Origin of the sequence: Streptomyces hokutonensis (assembly GCF_042751305.1) — a bacterium.
Taxonomy (GTDB): domain Bacteria; phylum Actinomycetota; class Actinomycetes; order Streptomycetales; family Streptomycetaceae; genus Streptomyces; species Streptomyces hokutonensis_A.
On sequence record NZ_JBHYWD010000007.1, the window covers coordinates 121,686 to 145,042 of the forward strand.

Sequence of the window (23,357 nt, forward strand, 5' to 3'; positions counted from 1 at the left end):
CTCCCGCCTCGGTGTCCCGCTCATTTCTACCGGGTGGCAACTCGCGGGGTGCGGCCGGGGTGGGGTATTTGGGGGGCTTATGTGTGGTCTCCGCCGACCCGGCGGCACCAGCCGGCGAGGCGCGGGTAGACGGCGGCGAACAGTTCGGACGCTGCCCTCTCGCGGGACCGTTTCAACATGCTCCGTAGGGGGTGGTGAGGTTCACGGAGGAAGACCCCGGACCGCCGGCGGGGGTTCCGGCGGTCCGGGATCCGGACCGGATCAGGGGCTCGCGTCGGTCAGCACCGCGAAGACGATCACGTTGTCGAGGTAACCCGAACCGGTACGGGTCCCGCCGCAGGTGATGAGCCGGAGTTCGGGGCGGTCCACGTTCCCGTACACGTCGTCCGACGGGAAGTCGGCCTTGGCGACCGTCCGCACGGAGGTGACCGCGAACACGGCCGTCGTGCCGTTCTCCAGGACCACGTCGATCCGGTTGCCCGCGCGAAGCCGCGCGAGATGCCGGAAGACCCCGTCCCCGTACGCGCCCACCGTCACATGCCCGAGGATCACCGACGGCCCGGTCGCGCCGGGGGTCGGCGAGTACCGGTACCAGCCCGCCCGGTCGTGCGCCGTGATCGGCGGCACCTGCACGGTGCCGTCCGAGGCCAGCCCCAGTCGCATGACCGGGGTGTCGACCCCGATCGCCGGGACGCGCAGGGTGACCGGAGCGGACCGCGCGAGGGCGTGGACCGGCTTCGCGGCGGCGGGCGGCGAGGCGGGCGTCGAGCTTCCCTGCTCCGAACTCCCCTGCTTCGCAGCGGAGTTCGTGACCGGGGCGGTCCCGTTTCCACCGCCGCAGCCGGTGAGCAGGGCCGCCGCCGAGGCCGTGACGAAGGCGCGCCTGGAGAGCGAGGTCATGCCCCGGTCGCCCTCCGGCGCCGTACGACGACGAAGGCGCCGCCACCGACGAGGGCCGCGGCGGCTCCGCCGCCGATCAGTGTGGTCGACAGGTCGGACGACTTCGACTCCGGCGCGACACCGGTGTCCGGGGCGCCGCGGGGAACGCTGGCGACCTGGCTCGGCGCCACGCTCGGTTCGGCGGAGGGCGCGGTGCTCGGGCTGCGGGTGGGATCGGCGCTGGGGACCGGGGTCGGCGCCGTGGTGCCGGACGGCGCGGCGGTCGCGGCGCGGGTGGGCGACGCGGACGCCCCTTGGGCGAACGCGGGCACGGTGCTCGCCAGTACGGCGCCGCACGCGAGTGCCATGGCGCTGAGGACAGTTCGGCGCATGAATCGCTCTCTCTCGTCTGTCGGCCCGCCGGGTCCGCCGGTGGTGCACCGGCGGGGCGGGTTACGGATCGAGCGGAGAGACGACGGGGCGGGAGTGCGGGTTGTAAAGAGCGGGCAAAGTCCTGGAGGCGTACGGGACTTCACCCGCCGCGCCGCGCTGTCCCGCGCGGCTCAGGCGGAGAGCGGGGCGAGATCGACGTAGACGCGGAAGTCGTCGATGAGGCCGGTCTCGTCGACGTGCCACATGGTGACGGCGGGGACGGTGACGGTGTCGCCGGTCAGCCGGAAGTAGTCGACGGGCTGGCGACCGATTGCTGTGACCGGCTGTTGGTGGGGCACCCCCCTACAACCCCACGATCTTGTTCCACTCCTTCGCGAACTCCACCCGTTCCGTCGATGTGATGTCCCGCGCGATGGCGAGGTGCTTGCGCATCGTGGTGTCGGGGAAGATCAGGGGGTTTTCGGCGAGGGCCGCGGTGTCCTTGTCCTTGGAGGATGCGAGGACGTCCTGGGCGGCGGGGACGGGGCAGACGTAGTTGACCCAGGCGGCGAGTTCGGCGGCGACCTCGGGGTCGTAGTAGTAGTCGATCAGACGTTCCGCGTTGGTCTTGTGGCGGGCCAGGTCGGGGATCATCAGGGAGTCCGCCCAGAGTTCGGCGCCCTCCTCGGGGACGACGAAGCGGATGTCCGGGTTGTCGGCCTGGAGCTGGATGACGTCGCCGGAGTACGCCTGACAGGCCAGGACGTCACCGCTGACCAGGTCCTTGGTGTAGTCGTTGCCGGTGAAGCGGCGAATCTGTTTCCTGCTGATCTGGGTCCGGACCTGGTCGCACACCTTGTGGAAGTCGGCGGCGGTCCACTTGGTGATGTCGACGCCGTTGCCCTGCATCAGCAGCGCGAACGCCTCGTCGAGGCCGGAGAGCAGGGTGACCCGGCCCTTGAGGTCGCTCGCCCACAGGTCGGAGACGTGCCGGATCTCGCGGCCGAGCTTGCGGTGGTTGTACGCGATGCCGGTGATGCCCGACTGCCACGGCACCGTGTACCGGCGGCCCGGGTCGAAGGCCGGCGAACTGAGCTGCGGGTCGAGGTACTTCGCCACGTTGGGCTGCGCGGCCCGGTCCATCCGCTGGACCCAGCCGAGGCGGACGAACCGCGCGCACATCCAGTCGCTCATGACGATCAGGTCGCGGCCGGTCTGCTGGTGGTTCATGAGGGCCGGGCTGATCTTGCCGAAGAACTCGTCGTTGTCGTTGATCTCCTCGATGTAGTCGACGGAGATCCCGGTCCTCTTCTCGAAGGCGTCCAGCGTGGGCCGCTTGGTCGCGTCGTTGTCATCGGTGTCGATGTACAACGGCCAGTTCGCCCAGGTCAGCCGCTTGTCCGTGGCGGACAGATCGGCACCGGCACGGTCGCCCGCCTTCACATAGGCGGCGGGCACACCGCACCCGGAGAGGGCGCCGAGCGCGGCGACAGAGCCGCCCGCGCGCAGCAGGGAGCGGCGGGAGGGCGAGTACGGCTTCGGAGTCTTGGGCACCCGCGCAGCATGACGCTGCGACCCGGGTCCGATCAATGGACGCTGCGTCCAGCGGCTCCCCGCGGACCCGACACCTTGTCGATCGGTTGTCTGTGAAGTAACCGCCGGTTCACACGACGGGTGCGGTGTACGCCGGGTTCCGGTGCTCCGCCGGGGCGTACGGCGGCAGGCTCACCTCCACCACAAGGCCGCCCTGCGGCCGGGTCCGCGCCCGCACCCGTCCGCCGTGCGCGGCGACGACCGCCGCCACGATGGACATGCCGAGGCCGAGGCCGTCCCGCTTCCCGACGCGTTCCGCGCCCAGCCGCCGGAACGGCTGGAACAGTCCGGCCGCCTGGTCGGCCGGGATCACCGGCCCGCTGTTCTCGATCCGCAGCCCGGGCCGCCCCCGCGCGTCGAGCCCGGTCCACACGCTCACCCAACTCCCCTCCCCCGCCGGGAGGTTGTGCCTTACGGCGTTGTCGGTGAGGTTGACGACCAGCCGCTCGACGAGCTGCGGATCACCGAGAACGGGCGCGGATTCGAGCCGGGCCCGCACGGCCGGCTCCACGCCCCGCAGCCGCTCCTCCACGACCGTCGCGAGATCCACGAACTCCCGCCGCTCAAGGCCGCGTTGGCTGCGCGCGAGGGTCAACAGCGCGTCGATCAGCCGTTCTTGCTCCTGCCCGGCCGCCCGCACCCGGGCCAGCGCCGCGCGCAGCACCCGCACCGGTGCGTTCGGGTCGGCGAGGGTGACGTCCACGATGGCCTGTTGGAGCGTGAGCGGGGTGCGCAGTTCGTGCGAGGCGTTGGCGACGAACTGCTTCTGCGCCTCGAACGCGCCCTCCAGCCTTGCCAGTACGGCGTCGAAGGTGTCCGCCACCGCCTTCAACTCGTCGTCGGGACCGGTGACCGCGAGCCGTTCGTGCAGGTTGTCGGCGGAGATCCGGCGCGCCGAGGCCGTCATGGTGCGCAGCGGCGACAGCACCCGGCCGGCCATCAACCAGCCCAGCGCGAGCGAGGCCACGGCCATCACGGCGAGCGCGATGACGGCGTAGACGACCAGTTGGTGCAACTGGTCGCTGCGGGCGGCCTCGGCTACGGCGGTGAGGGTCGGCGCGTTCACGGCGGGTGTACCGCCGACCACTTGGGTGCTCATCCCAGGGGCGGCCGACCCGCCGGCGGTGGTCTGTGCGAGCAGGTACACGAAGGTCAGCAGGAGCGCGCCGGCCACCACGAAGAGCGCGCTGTAGAGAAGGGTGAGGCGCCGGCGGACGGTGCGCGGCCCGTGCAGCCGTCGCAGGACCCATTCCCTCATCGGATGCGGTACCCGGCCCGGTCCACCGTCTCCACCAACGGCGGTTCCCCCAGCTTGCGGCGCAGTCTGCTGACCGTCACCTTCACCGTCTGGCTGAAGGGATCGGCCGCTTCGTCCCATGCCCGCTCCAGGAGTTCCTCGGTGGACACGACCGTCCCCTGCGCGCCGAGCAGGAGTTCCAGTACGGCGAACTCCTTGGGGCTGAGCGGCAGTTGGCAGCCGGCCCGGGTGGCTTCCCGCCGTGCCGGGTCGAGCCGGAGTTCGCCGCGCACCAGGACCGGCGGCAGCGCGGGCTGCGCACGGCGGGCCAACGCCCTGATACGGGCGACGAGTTCGGTGAACGCGAACGGCTTGGGCAGATAGTCGTCGGCGCCCAGTCCGAGCCCCGCGACCCGGTCGGCGACCGTGCCGGACGCGGTGAGCATCAGCACCCGCGCCCGGCTGTTCCCCGCCGTGAGCGTCCGGCAGACCTGGTCGCCGTGGACCCCGGGCAGATCGCGGTCGAGTACGACGACGTCGTAGCCGTTGATCTCCGCGCGCTCCAGGGCCGTAGGACCGTCGAAGGCGAGGTCGACCGCCATGCCTTCGCGGCGCAGGCCCGCCGCCACGGTCTCGGCGAGTTCTTCGTGGTCCTCGACCACCAGCACACGCATGGCCGTCAGTGTGGCGGGCGGACGGTTACACGGGGGTAAGGGCGGCAGTTCCCGTGGTGTAACCGGCCGGGCGGTTGTGTGGGTGGCGTCCAGCGACACCCGCAACAGCAGGAGGAACCATGCGAGTTCTGGCGACCAGGCCGCAGCGGCTGGCCCTCGGCATCGCCATTCTGTCGGCCGCCGCGCTCGGCACGGTCAGTGCGTCGGCCGCACCGGCGTCCCACACGGCGACCGTGAAGCCTCATCTGGCGGTCGTCTCCGGCACTGCCCTGAACACGGCGAAGGGCAAGGGCGACAAGCACTTCGCGTCTCCCAGGACCGTGGCCTTCGCGGTCGCCTACCACCCGACCAAGAGCGCCCCCGGCGACCTCAACACCGCGAACGGCGACTTCGCCCGGTGCATGCGCGGGCAGGGCCGGTCGGTCTTCCCGGGCTTCCACGCGTCCAAGGACTCGGACGGCCGCGTCAACCTTCAAGTGAAGGTCGCCAAGGGGGACTTCGACCCGACGACGGCCGGCTACAAGAAGGCCGTCGAGACCTGCGGTCCGCTCCTGGAGAAGGCCGGCATCACCTTCCCGGACCCGGCCGACCTGCCGCCGCTGCCTGCACCCGGCAAGGCGGGCAAGCCTGCTCTGCCGGGTGAGCCCGGCAAGGTCACCTCCGAACTGCCCTCGCTGACCAGCGTCGCCGAGCACGCCTGACCACCGAGGAGGGGGAAAAGAGGGGAAACAGCGCGGCCCCGGACGGATCAACTCCAGTCCGGGGCCGCGCACTTGCTCTGGTGAGAACTACTCGCCCAGCGACGTCATCACGTGCTTGATCCGCGTGTAGTCCTCGAAGCCGTAGGCCGAAAGGTCCTTGCCGTAGCCGGACTTCTTGAAGCCGCCGTGCGGCATCTCCGCGACCAGCGGGATGTGGGTGTTGATCCACACGCAGCCGAAGTCCAGCGCCTTCGACAGCCGCATCGCCCGCGCGTGGTCCTTCGTCCACACGGACGACGCGAGCGCGTAGTCGACGCCGTTGGCCCACTCGATCGCCTGGGCCTCGTCCGTGAAGGACTGGACGGTGATGACCGGGCCGAAGACCTCGTTCTGGATGATCTCGTCGTCCTGCTTGAGGCCGGAGACGACGGTCGGGGCGTAGAAGTATCCGACCTCGCCGACCCGGTGACCGCCCGACTCCACCTTCGCGTGCGCGGGCAGCCGCTCGATGAAGCCGGTCACCTGCTTGAGCTGGTTCGGGTTGTTGAGCGGGCCGTAGAGCACGTCCTCGTCGTCCGGCTGGCCGGTCTTCGTCTCGGCCGCCGCCTTCGCGAGCGCGGCCACGAACTCGTCGTGGATGCCCTCCTGGACGAGGACGCGCGTCGCCGCCGTACAGTCCTGCCCGGCGTTGAAGAAGCCCGCGACCGAGATGTCCTCGACGGCCTTGGCGATGTCGGTGTCCTCGAAGACGACGACGGGGGCCTTGCCGCCGAGCTCCAGGTGGACCCGCTTGAGGTCCTTGGACGCGGACTCGGCGACCGACATGCCGGCGCGCACGGAGCCGGTGATGGAGGCCATCGCCGGGGTGTGGTGCTCGACCATCAGGCGGCCGGTGTCGCGGTCGCCGGTGACGACGTTGAAGACGCCCTTGGGGAGGATCGAGCCGATGATCTCGGCGATCAGGACGGTGGAGGCGGGGGTGGTGTCCGAGGGCTTCAACACCACCGTGTTGCCGGCGGCCAGCGCGGGCGCGAACTTCCACACCGCCATCATCATCGGGTAGTTCCACGGCGCGACCTGCGCGCAGACGCCGATCGGCTCGCGCCGGATGATGGAGGTCATGCCCTCCATGTACTCGCCGGCCGAGCGGCCTTCGAGCATCCGGGCCGCGCCCGCGAAGAAGCGGATCTGGTCGACCATCGGCGGGATTTCCTCGGAGCGGGTCAGCCCGATCGGCTTGCCGGTGTTCTCCACCTCGGCCGCGATCAGTTCCTCGGCCCGCTCCTCGAACGCGTCCGCGATCTTCAGCAGGGCCCGCTGGCGCGCCGCGGGTGTCTCGTCCCGCCAGGCCGGGAACGCGGCGGCGGCGGCCGCCATCGCGGCGTCCACGTCCGCCGCTCCGGACAGCGGGGCGGTGGCGTACGCCTCGCCGGTCGCCGGGTTGACCACCTCGGTGGTCCGTCCGTCGGCGGCGTCCCGGAACTCACCGTCGATGTAATTGCGCAGACGACGCAGCTCGGTGCTCACTGCCGGCCCTCCAAGTTCAGGTGTCCAATCACTGAGACACCCACACTAATCGCCCGGCCCACGTTTTCAACACCCCCGATCGCGCCAAGACTACGAAATCCGCAAGTCTCGACCTTGTAAACAACGAATTTCATCGAAGCGGCCTTGCGGAACGGTCGAGACGTCGTGCACAGTGAAGCCGTGGCCAGTCGTAGCGCAGAACACAGGGACTCCCGCGAGTCCAGGAACGGGACTCCGCATCTGGATTCCGTCTCCCTCGCCATCATCGAACAGCTCCAGGAGGACGGTCGCCGGCCGTACGCCGCCATCGGCAAGGCCGTCGGCCTCTCCGAGGCGGCCGTGCGCCAGCGCGTCCAGAAGCTGCTCGACCAGGGCGTCATGCAGATCGTCGCCGTCACGGACCCGCTCACCGTGGGCTTCCGCAGACAGGCGATGGTCGGCGTCAACGTCGAGGGCGATGTCGAGAACGTGGCGGACGCGCTGACGGCCATGCCGGAAGTGGAGTACGTGGTGATGACCGCGGGCTCGTACGACCTCCTCGCCGAGATCGTCTGCGAGGACGACGACCACCTGCTGGACGTCATCAACAAACGCATTCGGGCGCTGCCCGGAGTGCGCTCCACCGAGAGCTTCGTTTATCTGAAGCTCAAGAAGCAGACCTACATGTGGGGAACCCGATAACCGTGAGCAAGGACCTCAGCCGCACCGCGTACGACCACCTGTGGATGCACTTCACCCGCATGTCCTCGTACGAGAACGCGCCCGTTCCCACGATCGTCCGTGGTGAGGGCACCTACATCTACGACGACAAGGGCAAGCGCTACCTCGACGGTCTCGCGGGTCTGTTCGTGGTCCAGGCCGGTCACGGCCGCGCCGAGCTGGCCGAGACCGCCGCCAAGCAGGCGCAGGAGCTGGCGTTCTTCCCCATCTGGTCGTACGCCCACCCCAAGGCCGTGGAGCTGGCGGAGCGTCTCGCCCACTACGCGCCGGGCGACCTGAACAAGGTCTTCTTCACCACCGGCGGCGGCGAGGCCGTCGAGACCGCCTGGAAGCTCGCCAAGCAGTACTTCAAGCTCCAGGGCAAGCCCACCAAGTACAAGGTCATCTCCCGCGCGGTCGCCTACCACGGCACCCCGCAGGGCGCCCTGTCCATCACCGGGCTCCCGGCCCTGAAGGCCCCGTTCGAGCCGCTCGTGCCCGGCGCGCACAAGGTCCCGAACACCAACATCTACCGCGCCCCGCTGTTCGGCGACGACCCGGAGGCCTTCGGCCGCTGGGCCGCCGACCAGATCGAACAGCAGATCCTGTTCGAGGGCCCGGAGACGGTCGCCGCGGTCTTCCTGGAGCCGGTGCAGAACGCCGGCGGCTGCTTCCCGCCGCCGCCCGGCTACTTCCGGCGGGTCCGCGAGATCTGCGACCAGTACGACGTGCTCCTGGTCTCCGACGAGGTCATCTGCGCCTTCGGCCGCCTGGGCACGATGTTCGCCTGCGACAAGTTCGACTACGTGCCGGACATGATCACCTGCGCCAAGGGCATGACCTCGGGCTACTCCCCGATCGGCGCGTGCATCATCTCCGACCGCCTGGCCGAGCCGTTCTACAAGGGCGACAACACCTTCCTGCACGGCTACACCTTCGGTGGCCACCCGGTCTCCGCCGCGGTCGGCCTCGCCAACCTCGACATCTTCGAGCGCGAGGGCCTCAACCAGCACGTCCTCGACAACGAGGCCAACTTCCTGCAGACCCTGCAGAAGCTGCACGACCTCCCGATCGTCGGCGACGTCCGCGGCAACGGCTTCTTCTACGGCATCGAGCTCGTCAAGGACAAGGCCACCAAGGAGACCTTCACGGACGAGGAGTCGGAGCGCGTGCTCTACGGCTTCGTCTCCAAGAAGCTCTTCGAGTACGGCCTCTACTGCCGCGCCGACGACCGCGGTGACCCGGTCATCCAGCTGTCGCCGCCGCTGATCTCCGACCAGTCGACCTTCGACGAGATCGAGGGCATCGTCCGCCAGGTCCTCACGGAGGCCTGGACGAAGCTCTAGCCTTCGGCAGTTCAGCGGTTTATACGGCCCGGGGTGCGCCCGTACGAGTGAGAACGGTGCACCCCGGGCCGTGTGCTGTCCGGGGTCGCGCCCCAGCCTCCTTAGCGTGCCTGGTAACCGATCGGCCCTGTCCTCGTTCCCCCGCTCGGGGGATGCGGCACAGGAAAACGGATCTGAACGAGGTGTACGCGCATGGTGGCCCCGCCGGACAACGACGTGCTCTGGGCACGTGCCCTGCACTTCCAGCACAACGACGGCACGCCCGCGCTCAGCGGCGTCTCGCTCGGCGTCCGGGAGGGCGAGATCCTGGCCGTCAACGGCCCGCGCGGCAGCGGCAAGACGACGCTGCTGCGCTGCCTCTCCGGTCTTGAGCGCCCCGGCCGCGGCGAGGTCTGGTTCAACAGCGTGCCCGTGCACACCATGGGCCCGATGACCCGGGAACGGCTGCGCCGCGACCGCTTCGGCTGGATCGACCCGGCGCCCGTACTCGTCCCCGAGCTGAACGTCTGGGAGAACGCGGCCCTCCCCCTGATGCTGCGCGGCACCAGCCGCCGCCGGGCCAAGACCGCCGCCCTGGAGTGGCTGGACCGCCTCGACATCGGCGACCACGCCCGCAAGCGCCCGCACGAACTGCGCCAGGCGGAGCGCCAGCGCGTCTCGATCGCCCGCGCGCTGGCCCCGGCGCCGACGGTCCTGTTCGCCGACGAGCCGACGGCCCCGCTGTACCGCGCGGACCGCGCCCACGTCCTGCGCACGCTCACCACGGCGGCCCGCTCGCACGGCATCACCGTCGTCCTCGCGACCCACGAGGCGGAGACGGCCGCCCTCGCGGACCGCACGGTGTCGCTCCTCGACGGACGCCGCGTGAACACGGTCCACCTTCCCCCGGTCACCGAAGCGGAAGGCCGGGCCGAGTGCTCGCTCTCCGTCTGACCCGCGGCTCGCACCCCGCCGTCCAACTCCGCCGCCTGCTGGTCGCGGTGGCCTCGGCGGGCACGGGCTTCCTCCTCCTGTGCACCCTCGGCTACGCGATGGGCCACCCCGACTCCCCCGCCGCCGCGGCCCTCCGCCTCGGCTGGTGCGCGACCCCGCTGGCCACCACCGTGTACTTCGCGGTGGCCGTCGCCCGCACCGACCCGGCGACCAGACCCCGCCCCGGCCTCTCCGCGATCGGCCTCGGCCCCGGCCGCCTGATGGCGATCTCGGCGACCACGACCGCGCTGGCCTGCACCCTCGGCTCCATGCTGGCCCTCCTCTTCTTCCTCCACCTGCGCGGCGACCTCACGGGCATGCCCTTCGACGGAGCGGCGGCGGAGTTCCTGGCCTCGGACCAGCCGCTCCCCCTGCCCGCCGCACTGACCCTCCTCGCCCTCGTACCGCTGACCGCCTCCGTCGCGGTGGCCCTCACCCTGCGCCCCCGCGACCTCCGCCCCGCCTCGGAGAAGGGCCCGGCAAGGTCGTACGGCCGCTTCGGCGTGCAGGGCCGCCCGGGCTCCCGCGAGACCTTCGGGGCGTACGGCCGCTTCGGCGCGCACCTGCGTGCGGGTGCGCGCAACGGCGGTCCGGAGTCCGAACAGCCCGCGCAGGTCGAGCAGTTGGAGACCACGAGCGAAGCCGCACCCACCTCCGACCCCTCGCGCCCCCCGGCTCCCAGGGAAGCCCCCCGCGGTCTCCCCTGGGGCATCGCGGTGCTGGCCGCCGGACTCGCGGTGGAGGCGTACGCGAACCGGGCGAAGGACGGCAGCGGGCTCTCGCTCCCGGGCGGGCTCGCCGACGGGCCCGCGAGTGTGCTGGCCGGCTGGGTGCTGACCGCGATCGGACTGGCGCTGGCCGGCCCCGGGCTCACGCACCTGTGCGGCCGGCTGCTCCAGTCCGTCAGCCCCGGCGCGCTGCGGCTGCTGGCCGGGCGGGTGCTGATGGAGGAGGCGACCCGGATCGGGCGCCCGCTGGGCGTGGTGTGCGCGGTGGCGTCCGGCGGCTTCGCGATGACGGCGCTCTACGACGCGGACGCCCCGGCCTTCGGCCCCCTGACCACCCTCGGTCTGCTCCTGGTCACCGGCTGCACGGTGGCGACCCTGCTCACCGCCGCGCTGGAGGCCAAGCACGCCCGCGCCGACACCACGGCCGCGCTGCTCCGCCTCGGCGCCCCCGCGACGATGCTGCGCAGCGCGGCGGCCCTGCGCGCGGGCGCGCTGCTGGCCCTGTTCCTCCCGCTGACCCTGTCCGTGGCCGAGCTGGCGGCGCTGCCGCTGGCCGGCCGATGAGTTTCGCGGCGACGGCCGGTCTACCCACCGAACAGCACGCACGCCCGATGGGAGAGACCCCGCATGTACCAGCAGATGATCTTCGTGAACCTGGCCGTGAACGACGTCGACGCGTCGAGGAAGTTCTTCACGGAGCTCGGCTACTCGATCAACCCCCAGTTCAGCACCGACGAGTGCGCGTGTGTCGTGATCAGCGACACGATCATCGCGATGCTCCTCAGCAAGCAGCGGTACAGCGACTTCACCAAGAAGGAGATCGCCGACTCGACGACGACCAGTGAGGTCCTGCTGTGTCTGAGCGCCGAGAGCCGCGAGAAGGTCGACGAACTCGTCGACAAGGCGTTCGCCGCCGGTGCCACCGGCAGCACGGACGCCATCGACCAGGGCTTCATGTACGGCCGCTCCTTCGACGACCCCGACGGCCACTCCTGGGAGGTCGTGTGGATGGACCCGGCGGCGGTCCAGGGCTGACCTGGCCACTGCCTAGCATGGGCCCGTGCAGACGAGCCCGGCCCATGCGGCCGCCCACGACGAACGCGAGATCGAGACGGTCGAGGACTTCGACGCGACCGTCTCGGCCCGCGGCACCCTCGCCGGATACCGCGTCCAGGCCGTCGATCTGACGGACCGTACAAAGGAGTTGCTCACCACCGACACCGCGGGCGCGGTCTTCCTCGGCTGCCCGATGCGCGACGAGGCGGCGGCGAAGATCCGCGCCGAGGGCGCCCTCGTCTTCCCGCCGGTCCCGCACCTCCCCTTCGACCCCTACCGCGGCCATCTCTACACGCCCGCCGAGCTGTTCGCCTCGCTCGACCAGGGGTACGAACGGACTCCGGACGCGCTCGCGTACGCCTGGTTCCAGCGGACCAAGGCGGACGGCGACATATACGCCTCGATGCTGCGCGCCGTGCACGACGACTCGATCTCCGACGCCCTCGACGAACTCCTGCGCGGGGCGCGGGTGGTGGGCGTGATGGGCGGTCACGCGATGGCGCGCGGGACGGAGGCCTACGGCGGTGCCGCGCGCCTGGGCCGGGAGCTGAGCCGCTCCGGGTTCACGGTGGCGACCGGCGGCGGCCCCGGCGCGATGGAGGCGGCGAACCTGGGCGCGTACGCGGCGCCTTACGAGGACGCGATGCTGGAGGAGGCGTGCGAACTCCTCGCCGGATCCCCCTCGTTCAGCCCTTCCATCACCGACTGGGCGCGGCGCGCCTTCGAGGTCCGCACCCGCTGGCCCAAGGGCAACCACTCGATCGGCATCCCGACCTGGTTCTACGGCCACGAGCCGCCGAACGCCTTCGCCTCCCACATCGCCAAGTACTTCGCCAACGCCACCCGCGAGGACGGTCTGTTGGCCCGCTCCAACGCGGGGGTGGTGTTCCTGCCGGGCGCGGCCGGGACCGTACAGGAGATCTTCGACAACGCGACGCCGAACTACTACGAGTCGCGCGGCGAGCCCACGCCGATGGTTCTGGTGAACCGGGAGCACTGGACGGAGCGGCTGCCAACGTGGCAACTGCTGAGTGCACTTGCCCGGGAACGGTCGATGGAGAGCCGTATCGCCCTCGTTGACCGGATCGAGGAGGCTCCGGAGGCGCTGAAACGTCTCGCTTATTAAAGTGCAGGTAAAGCCAACTGTCGGACGCCGGATATGCATTGACACTGCTTACGCAGCACTTATAAACCAGTGAGACTCCTGGGGGTGGTGGTGCCTCACCTCGAACGTTGCCTCATCTCCCCCTAAACCCCCCGCAGTTGCACATCCCGTGAAGGGCAAACGTGTCCATATCTCGACGTTCCGTACGCATCCTCGGTGTCGCATCCGCCTCGGCCGCGCTCGCGCTCGGATTCGCGGGCAACGCGCTCGCCTGCAGCATCGGCGAGTTCTCCGCCTCAGCCAGCTGTGACGGCGACAAGGGCGTCATCACCGTGACCGACAAGGACGCCTCGGCCACCCAGGCGACCATCACGGTGTTCCTGGAGAACAACGGCTCCGACGCCAAGCAGGTCGGCGACGCGCAGTCGGTCAAGGGCTCGAAGGAGGGCGTCACTGTCACCTTCTCCGAGGACTGGCAGCCGAACGCGACGTACCGCGTCCACGTCGAGGCCGCCAATGGCCTCAACAAGAACATCTCGCCGAACCTGACGACCCCGTCCAAGGCCTGCGCCACGGAGTCGCCCACCCCGACTCCGACCGAGGCTTCCCCGACCCCGTCGGAGACCGCCTCGACCCCGGCCGAGTCCGACACCCCGACCCCGTCGGCCTCGGAGAGCAGCAGCACCGCCCCCGCCACGACGACGGACAACGCGCCGTCCCCGGCGGCCGGTAGCTCGAACCTCGCCGAGACCGGTGCCAACTCCAACACCGGCATGATCGCCGGTATCGCGGGCGCGTTCGTCGTCGCGGGCGGCGGAGCCGTCTACTACGGCATGCGCCGCCGCGGTGCGACCAACGGCCGCTGATCCACCCGCTGTTTCTGCTGTGGCCCGTCCGGTTCGTGGGGGCGGGCCACACGCATGTCCGCTAGCCGTCGAGTACGACGGTGTCGGCCGCGTCGAACTCCACCCCGACCGTGTCCCCGACCTCCGGCGCCTCCCGCAGCGCACACGCCGCCTCCAGGCGCGGCGCGCCCTCAGGCTGGAGCTGTACGGCGACATGGGTGCCCCTGAACGTGCGGGCGGCGACCGTGCAGCGCAGACCCTCGTCGGCGGGCAACAGACGGACGCCCGCGGGGCGTACGAGGAGCGTGCGGGCGCCCTGCGGGGCGTCTTCGGGGACCGGCACCTTGCCCCAGGGCGTGTCGGCGGCCTCTCCGGCGACCGTGGCCCCGACCACGTTGTCGAAGCCGAGGAAACGGGCCACGAACTCGTCGGCGGGGCGCTGCCAGACCTCAAGTGGCGTACCGGACTGGGCGATCCGCCCGTCCCGCATCACGACGACCCGGTCGGCCAGCGCGAACGCCTCGCCCTGGTCGTGGGTGACCGCGAGCACGGTCGTGCCCAACACCCCGAACAGCTCACGGAGTTCGACAACCAGCCGCTCCCGCAGTGACCGGTCGAGCTGGCCCAGCGGTTCGTCGAGCATGAGGAGCCGGGGGCGGGGCGCGAGGGCACGGGCGAGCGCCACCCGCTGCTGCTCACCGCCGGACAGCCCCGCGACGGCACGGCGGGCGGCACCCGGCAGTCCGACGAGGTCGAGCAACTCGCCTACCTGGTCCTTCTGTTGCTCCTTCGACGCTCCGTGCCTCCGCAGCCCGAAGGCCACGTTGCCAGCCACGTCCCGCTGCGGGAACAGCTGATGGTCCTGGAACATCAGACCCACCCCCCGCTTGTGCGCGGGCACCCCGGCCTGGTCGCGTCCGTCGAGCAACACCCGCCCGGAGTCCAGTGGTTGCAGCCCGGCCACCACCCGCAGCAGCGTCGACTTGCCGCTGCCGCTGGGCCCGAGCACACAGACGATCTCGTGCTCGGCGACCCCGAGGTCCACGGCGTCCAGCACCGGGCGCCCGCCGAACCGTACGGTCGCGCCCGCAAGACTGAGCAGCATGTTCGGCGGCATCTAGAACTCCCCGGTCCGGTCCGTGCGCAGCCGCTCGAGGACCAGCAGGGCCACCGCGCACACCACCATCAGAATCGTCGAAAGGGCCATCGCCTGGCCGTAGTTGAGATCACCGGGCCGGGACAGCAGCCGCGCCACCGCGACCGGCAGCGTCGGATTGTCGGGCCGCGCGATGAACACGGTCGCCCCGAACTCCCCCAGCGACACCGCGAACGCGAACCCGGCGGCGATCAGCAACGCCCGCCGTACGAGCGGCAGATCGACCTCCCGCCACACCCGCCACGGCGAGGCTCCGAGCACGGCCGCCGCCTCCCTGAGCCGCCCGTCCACCGCCCGCAGCACGGGCAGCATGGTCCGTACGACGAAGGGGACGCCGACCAGGGCCTGCGCGAGCGGCACCAGGATCCATGAACTCCGCAGATCCACCGGGGGTTTGTCGAGCGAGATCAGGAACCCGAAGCCGACGGTCACCGCCGACACCCCGAGCGGCAGCATCAGCAGCGCGTCGAAGCCCCGTACCAAGCGGCCCGCGTCGCGCCGGGCCAGGGCCGCGGCGGCGAGCCCCCCGATCACCACGGCGATGGCGGTGGCGGCGGCGGCGTACTCCAGCGAGTTGCCGATCGCGGCGATCGGCGGGACCAGGAAGGTACCGCCGTCGTCGTGGGTCAGCGCCCGGTAGTAGCCGAAGTCCGGTGAGTCCAGCGACCGTTGGACCAGCACGGCGAGCGGCAGCACGAGCAGCAGCAGGATGGAGACGAGGACTCCGGCGAGCAGGGACCACTGGCCGGCCCCGCGCGGGCGGCGTGCGGTCACCGCCGGGTCCACGAGCCGCAGGGCCGTCTCCCGTCGCCGTACCGTCCAGGCGTGGACGGCGAGGATCGCGCCCACCGCGACGAACTGGACGATGGTGAGCACGGCCGCCGTGGAGAGGTCGAAGACCTCCGAAGTCTGACGGTAGATCTCCACTTCGAGGGTCGAGAAGGTCGGGCCGCCGAGGATCTGCACCACACCGAAGGAGGTGAAGGTGAAGAGGAAGACCATCAGCGCCGCGGCGGCGACGGCGGGCGCCAGCGCGGGCAGCGTCACCTTCCGCCAGGCCCGGAGCCGGGAGGCGCCGAGCATCCGCGCGGCCTCCTCCTGACGCGGGTCGAGCTGTGCCCAGAGGCCGCCCACCGTCCGTACGACGACCGCGTAGTTGAAGAAGACGTGCGCGAGCAGGATGGCCCACACGGTGGTGTCCAGCCGTACGCCCCACAGGTCGTCGAGGAGTCCGCCCCGGCCGACGAGCGCGAGGAAGGCGGTTCCGACGACGACCGTGGGCAGCACGAAGGGGACCGTCACAACGGCCCGCAGCACGTGCCGTCCCGGGAAGTCGAAGCGCGCGAAGACATACGCGCCGGGGAGCGCGATCAGCAGCGTGAGCGCGGTCGAGGCGAGCGCCTGCCAGGTGGTGAACCACAGCACGTGCCGGATGTCGGACTGAGCGAGCACGTCCCCGATCCGGCCCAACTGCCAGGCGCCGTCCACCTTGAGACCGCGCCCGACGATCGCGGCGACGGGGTAGGCGAAGAACACCGCGAAGAACGCGACGGGGGCGGCCATGAGGCCGAGCCGCGTCACGTTCCCCTTTCGGGTCCTGCGTGGCGCTACTTCAGTACGAGCGAGGTCCACGACTTGACCCACTGGTCCCGGTCGGCGGCGATCTTCGCGGGGGCCATGGTCTCGGGGTCCTTGGCCTGCGGACCGTACTGCGTGAACTCGGCCGGCACGGTCGCGCCCTCGACCACCGGGTAGACGAACATGTTGAGCGGCATGTCCTCCTGGAACTTCCTGGTGAGCAGGAAGTCGATGAAGGCCTTGCCGCCCTTGGTGTTCTCGGCGTTGCTGAGCAGCCCCGCGTACTCGGTCTGCCGGAAGCAGGTGCCGTACGACACCCCGGTGGGCGCGGTGGTGGGCTTCGGGTCGCCGTAGATGACCTCGGCGGGCGGCGAGGAGGCGTACGAGACGACGAGGGGCCGGTCGCCGCCCGCCTTCTTGCCGCCGGCCGAACCGGAGAACTCCTGGTCGTAGGCCTGCTCCCAGCCGTCGACGACCTTCACGCCGTTGGCCTTGAGCTTCTTCCAGTACGACTGCCAGCCGTCGTCCCCGAACTGGGCCGCGCTGCCGAGCAGGAAGCCGAGGCCGGGTGAGGACGTGGCGGCGTTCTCGGTGACGAGGAGGTTCTTGTACTCGGGCTTCACGAGGTCCGCGAAGGACGTCGGCGGGGTCAGCTTGTGCTTGCTGAAGTAGGCCTTGTCGTAGTTGACGCAGATGTCGCCGGTGTCGATGGGCGTGACCCGGCGCTTGGTCTCGTCGACGCGGTACGCGGGCTTGACGGTGGCGGAGCCCTTCGCGTCGTAGGACTGGAAGAGGCCGTTGTCGAGCGCGCGGGAGAGCAGGGTGTTGTCGACGCCGAAGAAGACGTCGCCCTGGGGGTTGTCCTTGGTGAGGATCGCCTTGTTGACGGCCTGGCCCGCGTCGCCGTCCTTGAGGACCTTGACGGTGTAGCCGGACTGCTTCTCGAAGTCCTTGAGGACGTTCTTCGAGACGGCCCACGAGTCGTGGCTGACGAGAGTGACGGTCTTGTCGGATCCGGAGCCGCTGTCCGACCCCGACCCGCACGCGGAGAGCGTGACCAGGCCGAGGCCCACGAGGACAGCACAGTACTTCTTGGTGTTCACGGTGATGACCGAACTTCCTACCCAGAATGACCTGGGCGAGGTTCAGAGGGTCTGCGGCCCGATTGCCGCACTCTCAGCGCTGCGCGCTCCCCTGTCGGATATGAAGATGTACGTACAGGTCGTACGGGTGAAGATTACCTCTCGGTGGCCGCGAGCTGGCCACACGCTCCGTCGATCTCCTGGCCACGGGTGTCCCGGACGGTGACCGGCACCCCATGGGCCGCGATGGCCTCGACGAACGCCTTTTCGTCCTCGGGGCGGGAGGCGGTCCACTTGGAGCCCGGCGTCGGGTTCAGCGGGATCAGGTTGACGTGCACCGGCTTGCCCTTGAGGAGCCGGCCGAGGCGGTCACCGCGCCACGCCTGGTCGTTGATGTCACGGATCAGCGCGTACTCGATGGACAGCCGGCGCCCCGACTTCGCCGCGTACTCCCAGCCCGCGTCGAGCACCTCGCGCACCTTCCACCGCGTGTTCACGGGGACCAGGGTGTCGCGCAGCTCGTCGTCGGGCGCGTGCAGCGAGATCGCGAGCCGGCACTTGAAGCCCTCGTCGGAGAAGCGGTGGATCGCGGGGACGAGTCCGACCGTCGAGACGGTGATCCCGCGCTGCGAGAGGCCGAGGCCGTCCGGCTCCGGGTCGGTGAGGGCGCGGATGGACTGGACGACCCGCTTGTAGTTGGCGAGGGGCTCGCCCATGCCCATGAAGACGATGTTGGAGAGGCGGGCGGGACCGCCCGGGATCTCGCCGTCGCGCAGCGCGCGCATCCCGTCGACGATCTGGTGCACGATCTCGCCGGTGGACAGATTGCGGTCGAGTCCGGCCTGTCCGGTCGCGCAGAACGGGCAGTTCATCCCGCAGCCCGCCTGCGAGCTGATGCACATGGTGACCCGGTCCGGGTACCGCATCAGCACGGACTCGACGAGCGTCCCGTCGAACAGCCGCCACAGCGTCTTACGGGTGGTCTCCTGGTCGGTCGACAGATGCCGTACGACCGTCATCAGCTCGGGAAGCAGCGCCTCCTGCAGCTTCGCGCGCGAACCGGCGGGGATGTCGGTCCACTCCGCCGGGTCGTGCGCGAGGCGCGCGAAGTAGTGCTGCGAGAGCTGCTTGGCGCGAAAGGGCTTCTCCCCGATCGCGGCAACGGCTTCCTTGCGCTCGGCGGGCGTGAGATCGGCAAGGTGCCGCGGCGGCTTCTGGGCTCCGCGGGGGGCGACGAATGTGAGTTCTCCGGGCTTAGGCATGGCTGTACCAGTGTCGCAGATCGTTTACCGTGATCCGTTTCGGGTGATCCGCTTCAGCAGGTTTCAGCTGGTTTCAGCCGATGTGCTCCAGGTGTTCCCTCAGGAGCTTCTCGTTGTGGGGCATCTCGCGTCGGACCTGGGGGCGTACGACGAGGGGCAGCAGGACCTTGCCGATGCCGTGCCCTTCGAAGTCGAGGTCCATCGTCACCCGGGTACGGCGTCCGTCGCCGACGGGTGCGATCTCACCGCGGAAGTTGCCCCTGATGGGGCCGTCGATCCCGCGCACGGTCCAGGCGCGCGGCGGCTGGAACTCGGTGCACTCCATGGTCATCGCCATGTCGCGACGACCCACGTGACGGGTGACGCGGACCCGGGAGCCGAGGCCGAAGGGACGGTCGTCGAGCTGTTCGACGGCCACCGCGCTCTCCTGCCACTCGGGCATGTGGGACGGGTCGATGACGTACGCCCAGGCGTCCTCGGGACGGCAGTCCACGTCGAACTCTTCATGGAAGGCGGACATGACGCCCTCCTTCTTTGAGGGCGGTCCCTTTTTCAGGGCTTGTACCGAAATCGTACGACCGGGCGCCCCCGTGCCATAGAGGAGTCCTCCACGGAACAGGGACGCCCGGGATGTCGTACGACGATCGTCAGGCGGACCCGACGAACAACACCATCAGCAACCACACGACCGGAGCCGTCGGCAGCAGGGAGTCCAGCCGGTCCATGCTGTGTCTACTTGCCGCTACCGCGGCGCGGCGCCGCGGCCCTCACCCTGACCCAACGAACAGCACGAACATCAGCCACACGACCGGAGCCGTCGGCAGCAAGGAGTCCAGCCGGTCCATGATGCCGCCGTGCCCCGGCAGCAGCGTGCCCATGTCCTTGATGCCGAGGTCGCGCTTGATCATGGACTCGCCGAGGTCGCCCAGCGTGGCGCTGGCCGCGACCGCTAGGCCCAGGACGAGGCCCTGCCACCAGCGGCCGTCGTCGATCAGGAACTGCATGCACAGCGCGCCCGCCACCATCGCGAAGGACACCGCCCCGAACAGTCCCTCGCGGGTCTTTCCGGGGCTGATGCGCGGGGCGAGCTTGTGGGTGCCGAAGCGCCAGCCGACGGCATAGGCGCCCGTGTCGCTGACGACCGTCAGCAGCAGGAACGTCATGACCCGCCAGGCGCCGTCGTCCGCGGTGAGCATCAGGGCGACGAACGTGGCCAGGAACGGCACGTAGAACGCCGCGAAGACGCCCGCCGTGACGTCCCTGAGGTAGCCCTCCGGCGGTTCCGTCATCCGCCATACGAGGACGGCGAGCGCCGTCAGCGCCATGGCGACCCAGGCGCCCTCGGCGCCCCGGACGTAACCGGCGACGACCATCGCGGCCCCGCCGACCGCGAGGGGCACGAGGGGCGCCTTGATGCCCTTGCGCTCCTGCAGCCGTGAGGTCAGCTCCCACAGGCCGACGACCACGGCCACCGCTATCACGCCGACGAACACGGCCTTGACGACGAACAGGGACGCGACGATGACCGCGCCGAGTCCGACCCCGACCCCTATGGCCGCACCCAGGTCCCGGCCCGCACTCTTCTTCTGCGGGGCGGGCGCCGGTGGCGGGACGTCGGGCATGGGCTCCGGATTCTGCGGCACCGCCCCGTAGGGCTGCGCCTGCGACGTGTCAGAGGGCTGCGTCCGCGGGTCGTACGACGGCGGCTGCCGTACGTCGTACGGCGGCTGCTGCGTCTCGTCGCGGAACAAGGGGCCGCTCAGCCGAGCGGCCCCCCGGTCGTCATCCTGGTGTCCGCCGTATGCGGGCTCGTCGGGCACGATGGGCATGGGGCGAGTCTGCTGCGCCTCAGGCGCATCGTACGTGGGACCCGCCGGGGCAGCCCCCTGGACAGGCCCCTGGTCGGACGGCCCCCAGTACCCGGCTTGTGGCGGTGCTCCCCAGGAAGAGTCGTTCATCAGACCTCGAGCAGCTCCGCTTCCTTGTGCTTGAGGAGTTCGTCCACCTGGGCGACGTACTTCGCCGTGGTGTCGTCGAGCTCCTTCTCCGCGCGACGGCCCTCGTCCTCGCCGACCTCGCCGTCCTTGACGAACTTGTCGATCGTCTCCTTGGCCTTGCGGCGGATGGAACGGATCGAGATCTTGGAGTCCTCCGCCTTGGTCTTGGCGACCTTGATGTACTCCTTGCGGCGCTCCCCGGTCAGCTCGGGGAACGTCACCCGGATGATGTTGCCGTCGTTGCTCGGGTTGACACCGAGGTCCGAGTCGCGGATCGCCTGCTCGATGTTGCGCAGCGCGCTCTTGTCGAACGGGGTCACCACGGCCATGCGCGGCTCCGGCACGGAGAACGAGGCCAGCTGGTTGATCGGCGTCAGCGCCCCGTAATAGTCCGCCACGATCTTGTTGAACATCGCCGGGTGCGCACGACCGGTGCGGATCGCGGCGAAGTCCTCCTTGGCGACCACGACGGCCTTCTCCATCTTCTCCTCGGCCTCGAGGAGGGTCTCTTCGATCACCACTTGCTCCTGCGTGTCTTGAGTAGGCCCGGCTGCTGTGCTGTGTCGGCGTCGGCGGCCGGCTGCGTCGCGTCTTCTTCCTGCACGGTTCCCGACCGGCAGGACATTGTCCATCCCCCGGTCAGGGTCATCAGCCCTGGCTGCCTTGGTCACCCACAAGCGTGCCGATCTTCTCACCCTTGACGGCGCGGGCGATATTGCCCTCGGCGATCAGCTCGAAGACCAGGATCGGAAGCTTGTTGTCGCGGCACAGGGTGATGGCGGTCATGTCGGCCACCTTGAGGTCCTGGGTGATGACCTCGCCGTAGCTCAGCGAGTCGAACTTGACGGCCGCGGGGTTGGTCTTCGGGTCGGAGTCGTAGACCCCGTCCACGCCGTTCTTGCCCATCAGCAGCGCCTCGGCGTTGATCTCCAGGGCGCGCTGCGCGGCGGTGGTGTCGGTGGAGAAGTACGGCATGCCCATACCGGCGCCGAAGATGACCACACGGCCCTTCTCCAGGTGGCGCACGGCACGCAGCGGGATGTACGGCTCGGCGACCTGGCCCATGGTGATGGCGGTCTGGACGCGGCTGTCGATGCCCTCCTTCTCCAGGAAGTCCTGGAGGGCGAGGCAGTTCATCACGGTGCCGAGCATGCCCATGTAGTCGGAGCGGGCCCGGTCCATACCGCGCTGCTGGAGTTCGGCGCCGCGGAAGAAGTTGCCGCCGCCGATGACGACGGCGACCTCCGCGCCGTCCCGTACGACGGCCGCGATCTCGCGGGCGATCTTGTGCACCACGTCGGGGTCGACGCCCAGGCCACCGCCTCCGGAGAAGGCCTCTCCGGACAGCTTCAGCAGAAACCGGCCGCGTACTTTGCCGTCGTCGCTCTTCTGGGGCTTGGTGGTCATGACGTTCTCGCCTCTTTTACGTGGTCGCACATACGAAGAAGGCCACTGCCGGTGGGGTGTCTGTCGCATCCCATGCTCGGCAATGGCCTCCTCGTCAGATCTGCTGTCGTCCGCCACGCGCGCGTGCGCGACGGCGTACCCGGCCGACTGGTGACGACCCTAGCGGGATTCCGCGGGCCGTCGCGCGTCGATCGCGGTACGGACTCAGATGCCGACCTTGATGCGCGTGAAGCGCTTCAGGGTGACACCCGCCTCGTCCAGAACCTTCTGGACGGACTTCTTGGGGTCGAGCGCGTACGGCTGACCGAGCAGCGTCGCGTCCTTGAAGAAGCCGCCCACACGACCCTCGACGATCTTGGCGATCGCGGCCTCGGGCTTGCCCTCGGCGCGGGTGGTCTCCTCGGCGATACGGCGCTCGGACTCGACGACCTCGGCCGGCACGTCCTCCTTGGCCAGGTACTTCGGCGCGAAGGCGGCGATGTGCTGGGCGACACCGCGGGCGACCTCGGCGTTCGGCTTGTCCAGCTCGACGAGGACACCGATCTGCGGGGGCAGGTCGGGCATCGTGCGGTGCATGTACGCGGAGACGTAACCGTCGGCGTACTGGGCGAAGCGGTCCAGGACGATCTTCTCGCCCAGGTTCGCGTTGGCCTCGTCGACGAACGCCTGGACCGTCTTGCCGGACTCGATCTCGGACGCGAGGAGCGCCTCGAGGTCGGCCGGGGCGGTCGCGGCGACGTGCTGCGCGATCTGGTTGGCGACGGCCTGGAACTTCTCGCCCTTGGCGACGAAGTCCGTCTCGCACTTCAGCTCGACCAGGACACCGGAGGTGTTGTCGTCGGCGATGACGGAGACCACGGCGCCGTTCTCGGCGGAGCGGCCCTCGCGCTTGGCGACGCCCTTCTGGCCCTTGATACGGAGCGCCTCGACGGCCTTCTCGACGTTGCCGTCGGCCTCGTCCAGCGCCTTCTTGCAGTCCATCATGCCGGCGCCGGTGAGCTCACGGAGCTTCTTGACGTCGGCGGCGGTGTAGTTCGCCATGATCTGAAAATCTCTTCTCGGAGTTCGAAGTCTCGAAGTCGGCGGCGGCCGCGTGGTGAGCGGGCTTCCGCCAAAGATCTACGGGCTACGAAGATCTAGG

The 23,357-nt window shown here is 69.9% G+C and carries 24 protein-coding genes; 8 read left to right on the forward strand and 16 right to left on the reverse strand.

All coding sequences use genetic code 11. The features are described from left to right. Positions 1-261 precede the first annotated feature (261 nt). From ACFXC1_RS20220 to ACFXC1_RS20245, 6 genes are all read right to left on the reverse strand, one after another. Complete coding sequence (locus ACFXC1_RS20220) at positions 262-900, reverse strand: class F sortase (protein ID WP_381244484.1); 639 nt, start codon at positions 898-900, stop codon at positions 262-264. Next, positions 897-1,271 carry a sortase-dependent protein gene (locus ACFXC1_RS20225; RefSeq protein ID WP_381244486.1) on the reverse strand — a complete coding sequence of 125 codons (375 nt, stop codon included), beginning with the start codon at positions 1,269-1,271 and terminating at the stop codon, positions 897-899. Before ACFXC1_RS20225 ends, ACFXC1_RS20220 begins: the two co-directional genes overlap by 4 nt. 171 nt (positions 1,272-1,442) lie before the next feature. Beyond that, entirely contained in the window at positions 1,443-1,610 is a 168-nt protein-coding gene (locus tag ACFXC1_RS20230) for a hypothetical protein (RefSeq protein ID WP_381244488.1), read from the reverse strand. 4 nt (positions 1,611-1,614) lie between these two features. After that, on the reverse strand, positions 1,615-2,805 hold the full coding sequence (locus tag ACFXC1_RS20235) for an extracellular solute-binding protein (RefSeq protein WP_381244490.1): 1,191 nt from the start codon (positions 2,803-2,805) through the stop codon (positions 1,615-1,617). A gap of 109 nt (positions 2,806-2,914) precedes the next feature. Beyond that, on the reverse strand, positions 2,915-4,102 hold the full coding sequence (locus tag ACFXC1_RS20240) for a sensor histidine kinase (protein WP_381244492.1): 1,188 nt from the start codon (positions 4,100-4,102) through the stop codon (positions 2,915-2,917). Further along, positions 4,099-4,755: a response regulator transcription factor gene (locus ACFXC1_RS20245; RefSeq protein ID WP_381244494.1), complete on the reverse strand. Its 657-nt coding sequence runs from the start codon at positions 4,753-4,755 to the stop codon at positions 4,099-4,101. The genes ACFXC1_RS20240 and ACFXC1_RS20245 overlap by 4 nt, the downstream gene beginning before the upstream one ends. Before the next feature lie 119 nt (positions 4,756-4,874). Here ACFXC1_RS20245 and ACFXC1_RS20250 point away from each other — a divergent pair, with 119 nt between their 5' ends. After that, positions 4,875-5,456: a hypothetical protein gene (locus ACFXC1_RS20250; protein WP_381244496.1), complete on the forward strand. Its 582-nt coding sequence runs from the start codon at positions 4,875-4,877 to the stop codon at positions 5,454-5,456. Between the two features lie 87 nt (positions 5,457-5,543). Here ACFXC1_RS20250 and ACFXC1_RS20255 read toward each other — a convergent pair whose 3' ends face one another. Then, on the reverse strand, positions 5,544-6,983 hold the full coding sequence (locus ACFXC1_RS20255; protein ID WP_019068796.1) for a gamma-aminobutyraldehyde dehydrogenase: 1,440 nt from the start codon (positions 6,981-6,983) through the stop codon (positions 5,544-5,546). Positions 6,984-7,148: 165 nt separating this feature from the next. Between ACFXC1_RS20255 and ACFXC1_RS20260 the strand changes: the two genes are divergently transcribed. The 7 genes from ACFXC1_RS20260 to ACFXC1_RS20290 all read left to right on the forward strand — a co-directional run bounded on the left by ACFXC1_RS20260 (position 7,149) and on the right by ACFXC1_RS20290 (position 13,755). After that, the gene (locus ACFXC1_RS20260; RefSeq protein ID WP_026178557.1) at positions 7,149-7,664 is read left to right on the forward strand and encodes an Lrp/AsnC family transcriptional regulator; all 516 of its coding nucleotides are present in this window, start codon (positions 7,149-7,151) and stop codon (positions 7,662-7,664) included. Continuing rightward, positions 7,649-9,028, forward strand: a complete 1,380-nt coding sequence (locus tag ACFXC1_RS20265) for an aspartate aminotransferase family protein (protein ID WP_026178556.1) — start codon at positions 7,649-7,651, stop codon at positions 9,026-9,028. Before ACFXC1_RS20260 ends, ACFXC1_RS20265 begins: the two co-directional genes overlap by 16 nt. Positions 9,029-9,220: 192 nt before the next feature. After that, positions 9,221-9,961, forward strand: coding sequence for an ABC transporter ATP-binding protein (locus tag ACFXC1_RS20270; protein WP_381244499.1), 741 nt, complete (start codon positions 9,221-9,223; stop codon positions 9,959-9,961). Continuing rightward, positions 9,943-11,292 carry a hypothetical protein gene (locus ACFXC1_RS20275; protein ID WP_381244501.1) on the forward strand — a complete coding sequence of 450 codons (1,350 nt, stop codon included), beginning with the start codon at positions 9,943-9,945 and terminating at the stop codon, positions 11,290-11,292. The genes ACFXC1_RS20270 and ACFXC1_RS20275 overlap by 19 nt, the downstream gene beginning before the upstream one ends. Positions 11,293-11,355: 63 nt before the next feature. Then, positions 11,356-11,763: a VOC family protein gene (locus tag ACFXC1_RS20280; protein ID WP_019068791.1), complete on the forward strand. Its 408-nt coding sequence runs from the start codon at positions 11,356-11,358 to the stop codon at positions 11,761-11,763. Positions 11,764-11,788: 25 nt separating this feature from the next. Beyond that, on the forward strand, positions 11,789-12,910 hold the full coding sequence (locus tag ACFXC1_RS20285) for an LOG family protein (RefSeq protein WP_381244503.1): 1,122 nt from the start codon (positions 11,789-11,791) through the stop codon (positions 12,908-12,910). 161 nt (positions 12,911-13,071) lie between these two features. Further along, positions 13,072-13,755, forward strand: a complete 684-nt coding sequence (locus ACFXC1_RS20290) for an LAETG motif-containing sortase-dependent surface protein (RefSeq protein ID WP_381244505.1) — start codon at positions 13,072-13,074, stop codon at positions 13,753-13,755. A 61-nt stretch (positions 13,756-13,816) separates the two neighbouring features. Here ACFXC1_RS20290 and ACFXC1_RS20295 read toward each other — a convergent pair whose 3' ends face one another. From ACFXC1_RS20295 to tsf, 9 genes are all read right to left on the reverse strand, one after another. Next, a complete protein-coding gene (locus tag ACFXC1_RS20295; protein ID WP_381244506.1) occupies positions 13,817-14,851 on the reverse strand; it encodes an ABC transporter ATP-binding protein in 1,035 nt (344 codons plus the stop codon). Further along, positions 14,852-16,453 (reverse strand): ABC transporter permease, encoded by a 1,602-nt coding sequence (locus ACFXC1_RS20300; protein WP_381244948.1) that lies wholly within the window; start codon positions 16,451-16,453, stop codon positions 14,852-14,854. A gap of 44 nt (positions 16,454-16,497) precedes the next feature. Continuing rightward, entirely contained in the window at positions 16,498-17,571 is a 1,074-nt protein-coding gene (locus tag ACFXC1_RS20305) for a thiamine ABC transporter substrate-binding protein (RefSeq protein WP_381244508.1), read from the reverse strand. A 134-nt stretch (positions 17,572-17,705) separates the two neighbouring features. Further along, complete coding sequence (gene rlmN, locus ACFXC1_RS20310; protein WP_033282638.1) at positions 17,706-18,812, reverse strand: dual-specificity RNA methyltransferase RlmN; 1,107 nt, start codon at positions 18,810-18,812, stop codon at positions 17,706-17,708. Positions 18,813-18,885: 73 nt separating this feature from the next. Further along, complete coding sequence (locus tag ACFXC1_RS20315; protein WP_381244510.1) at positions 18,886-19,332, reverse strand: SRPBCC family protein; 447 nt, start codon at positions 19,330-19,332, stop codon at positions 18,886-18,888. A gap of 247 nt (positions 19,333-19,579) precedes the next feature. Next, positions 19,580-20,641, reverse strand: coding sequence for a phosphatidate cytidylyltransferase (locus ACFXC1_RS20320; protein WP_381244512.1), 1,062 nt, complete (start codon positions 20,639-20,641; stop codon positions 19,580-19,582). Between the two features lie 128 nt (positions 20,642-20,769). Then, positions 20,770-21,327, reverse strand: coding sequence for a ribosome recycling factor (gene frr, locus ACFXC1_RS20325; protein ID WP_019068782.1), 558 nt, complete (start codon positions 21,325-21,327; stop codon positions 20,770-20,772). A 130-nt stretch (positions 21,328-21,457) separates the two neighbouring features. After that, positions 21,458-22,216 (reverse strand): UMP kinase, encoded by a 759-nt coding sequence (gene pyrH / locus ACFXC1_RS20330; RefSeq protein WP_019068781.1) that lies wholly within the window; start codon positions 22,214-22,216, stop codon positions 21,458-21,460. Positions 22,217-22,420: 204 nt separating this feature from the next. Further along, the gene (tsf, locus tag ACFXC1_RS20335) at positions 22,421-23,257 is read right to left on the reverse strand and encodes a translation elongation factor Ts (RefSeq protein ID WP_381244515.1); all 837 of its coding nucleotides are present in this window, start codon (positions 23,255-23,257) and stop codon (positions 22,421-22,423) included. Positions 23,258-23,357: the final 100 nt, after the last annotated feature.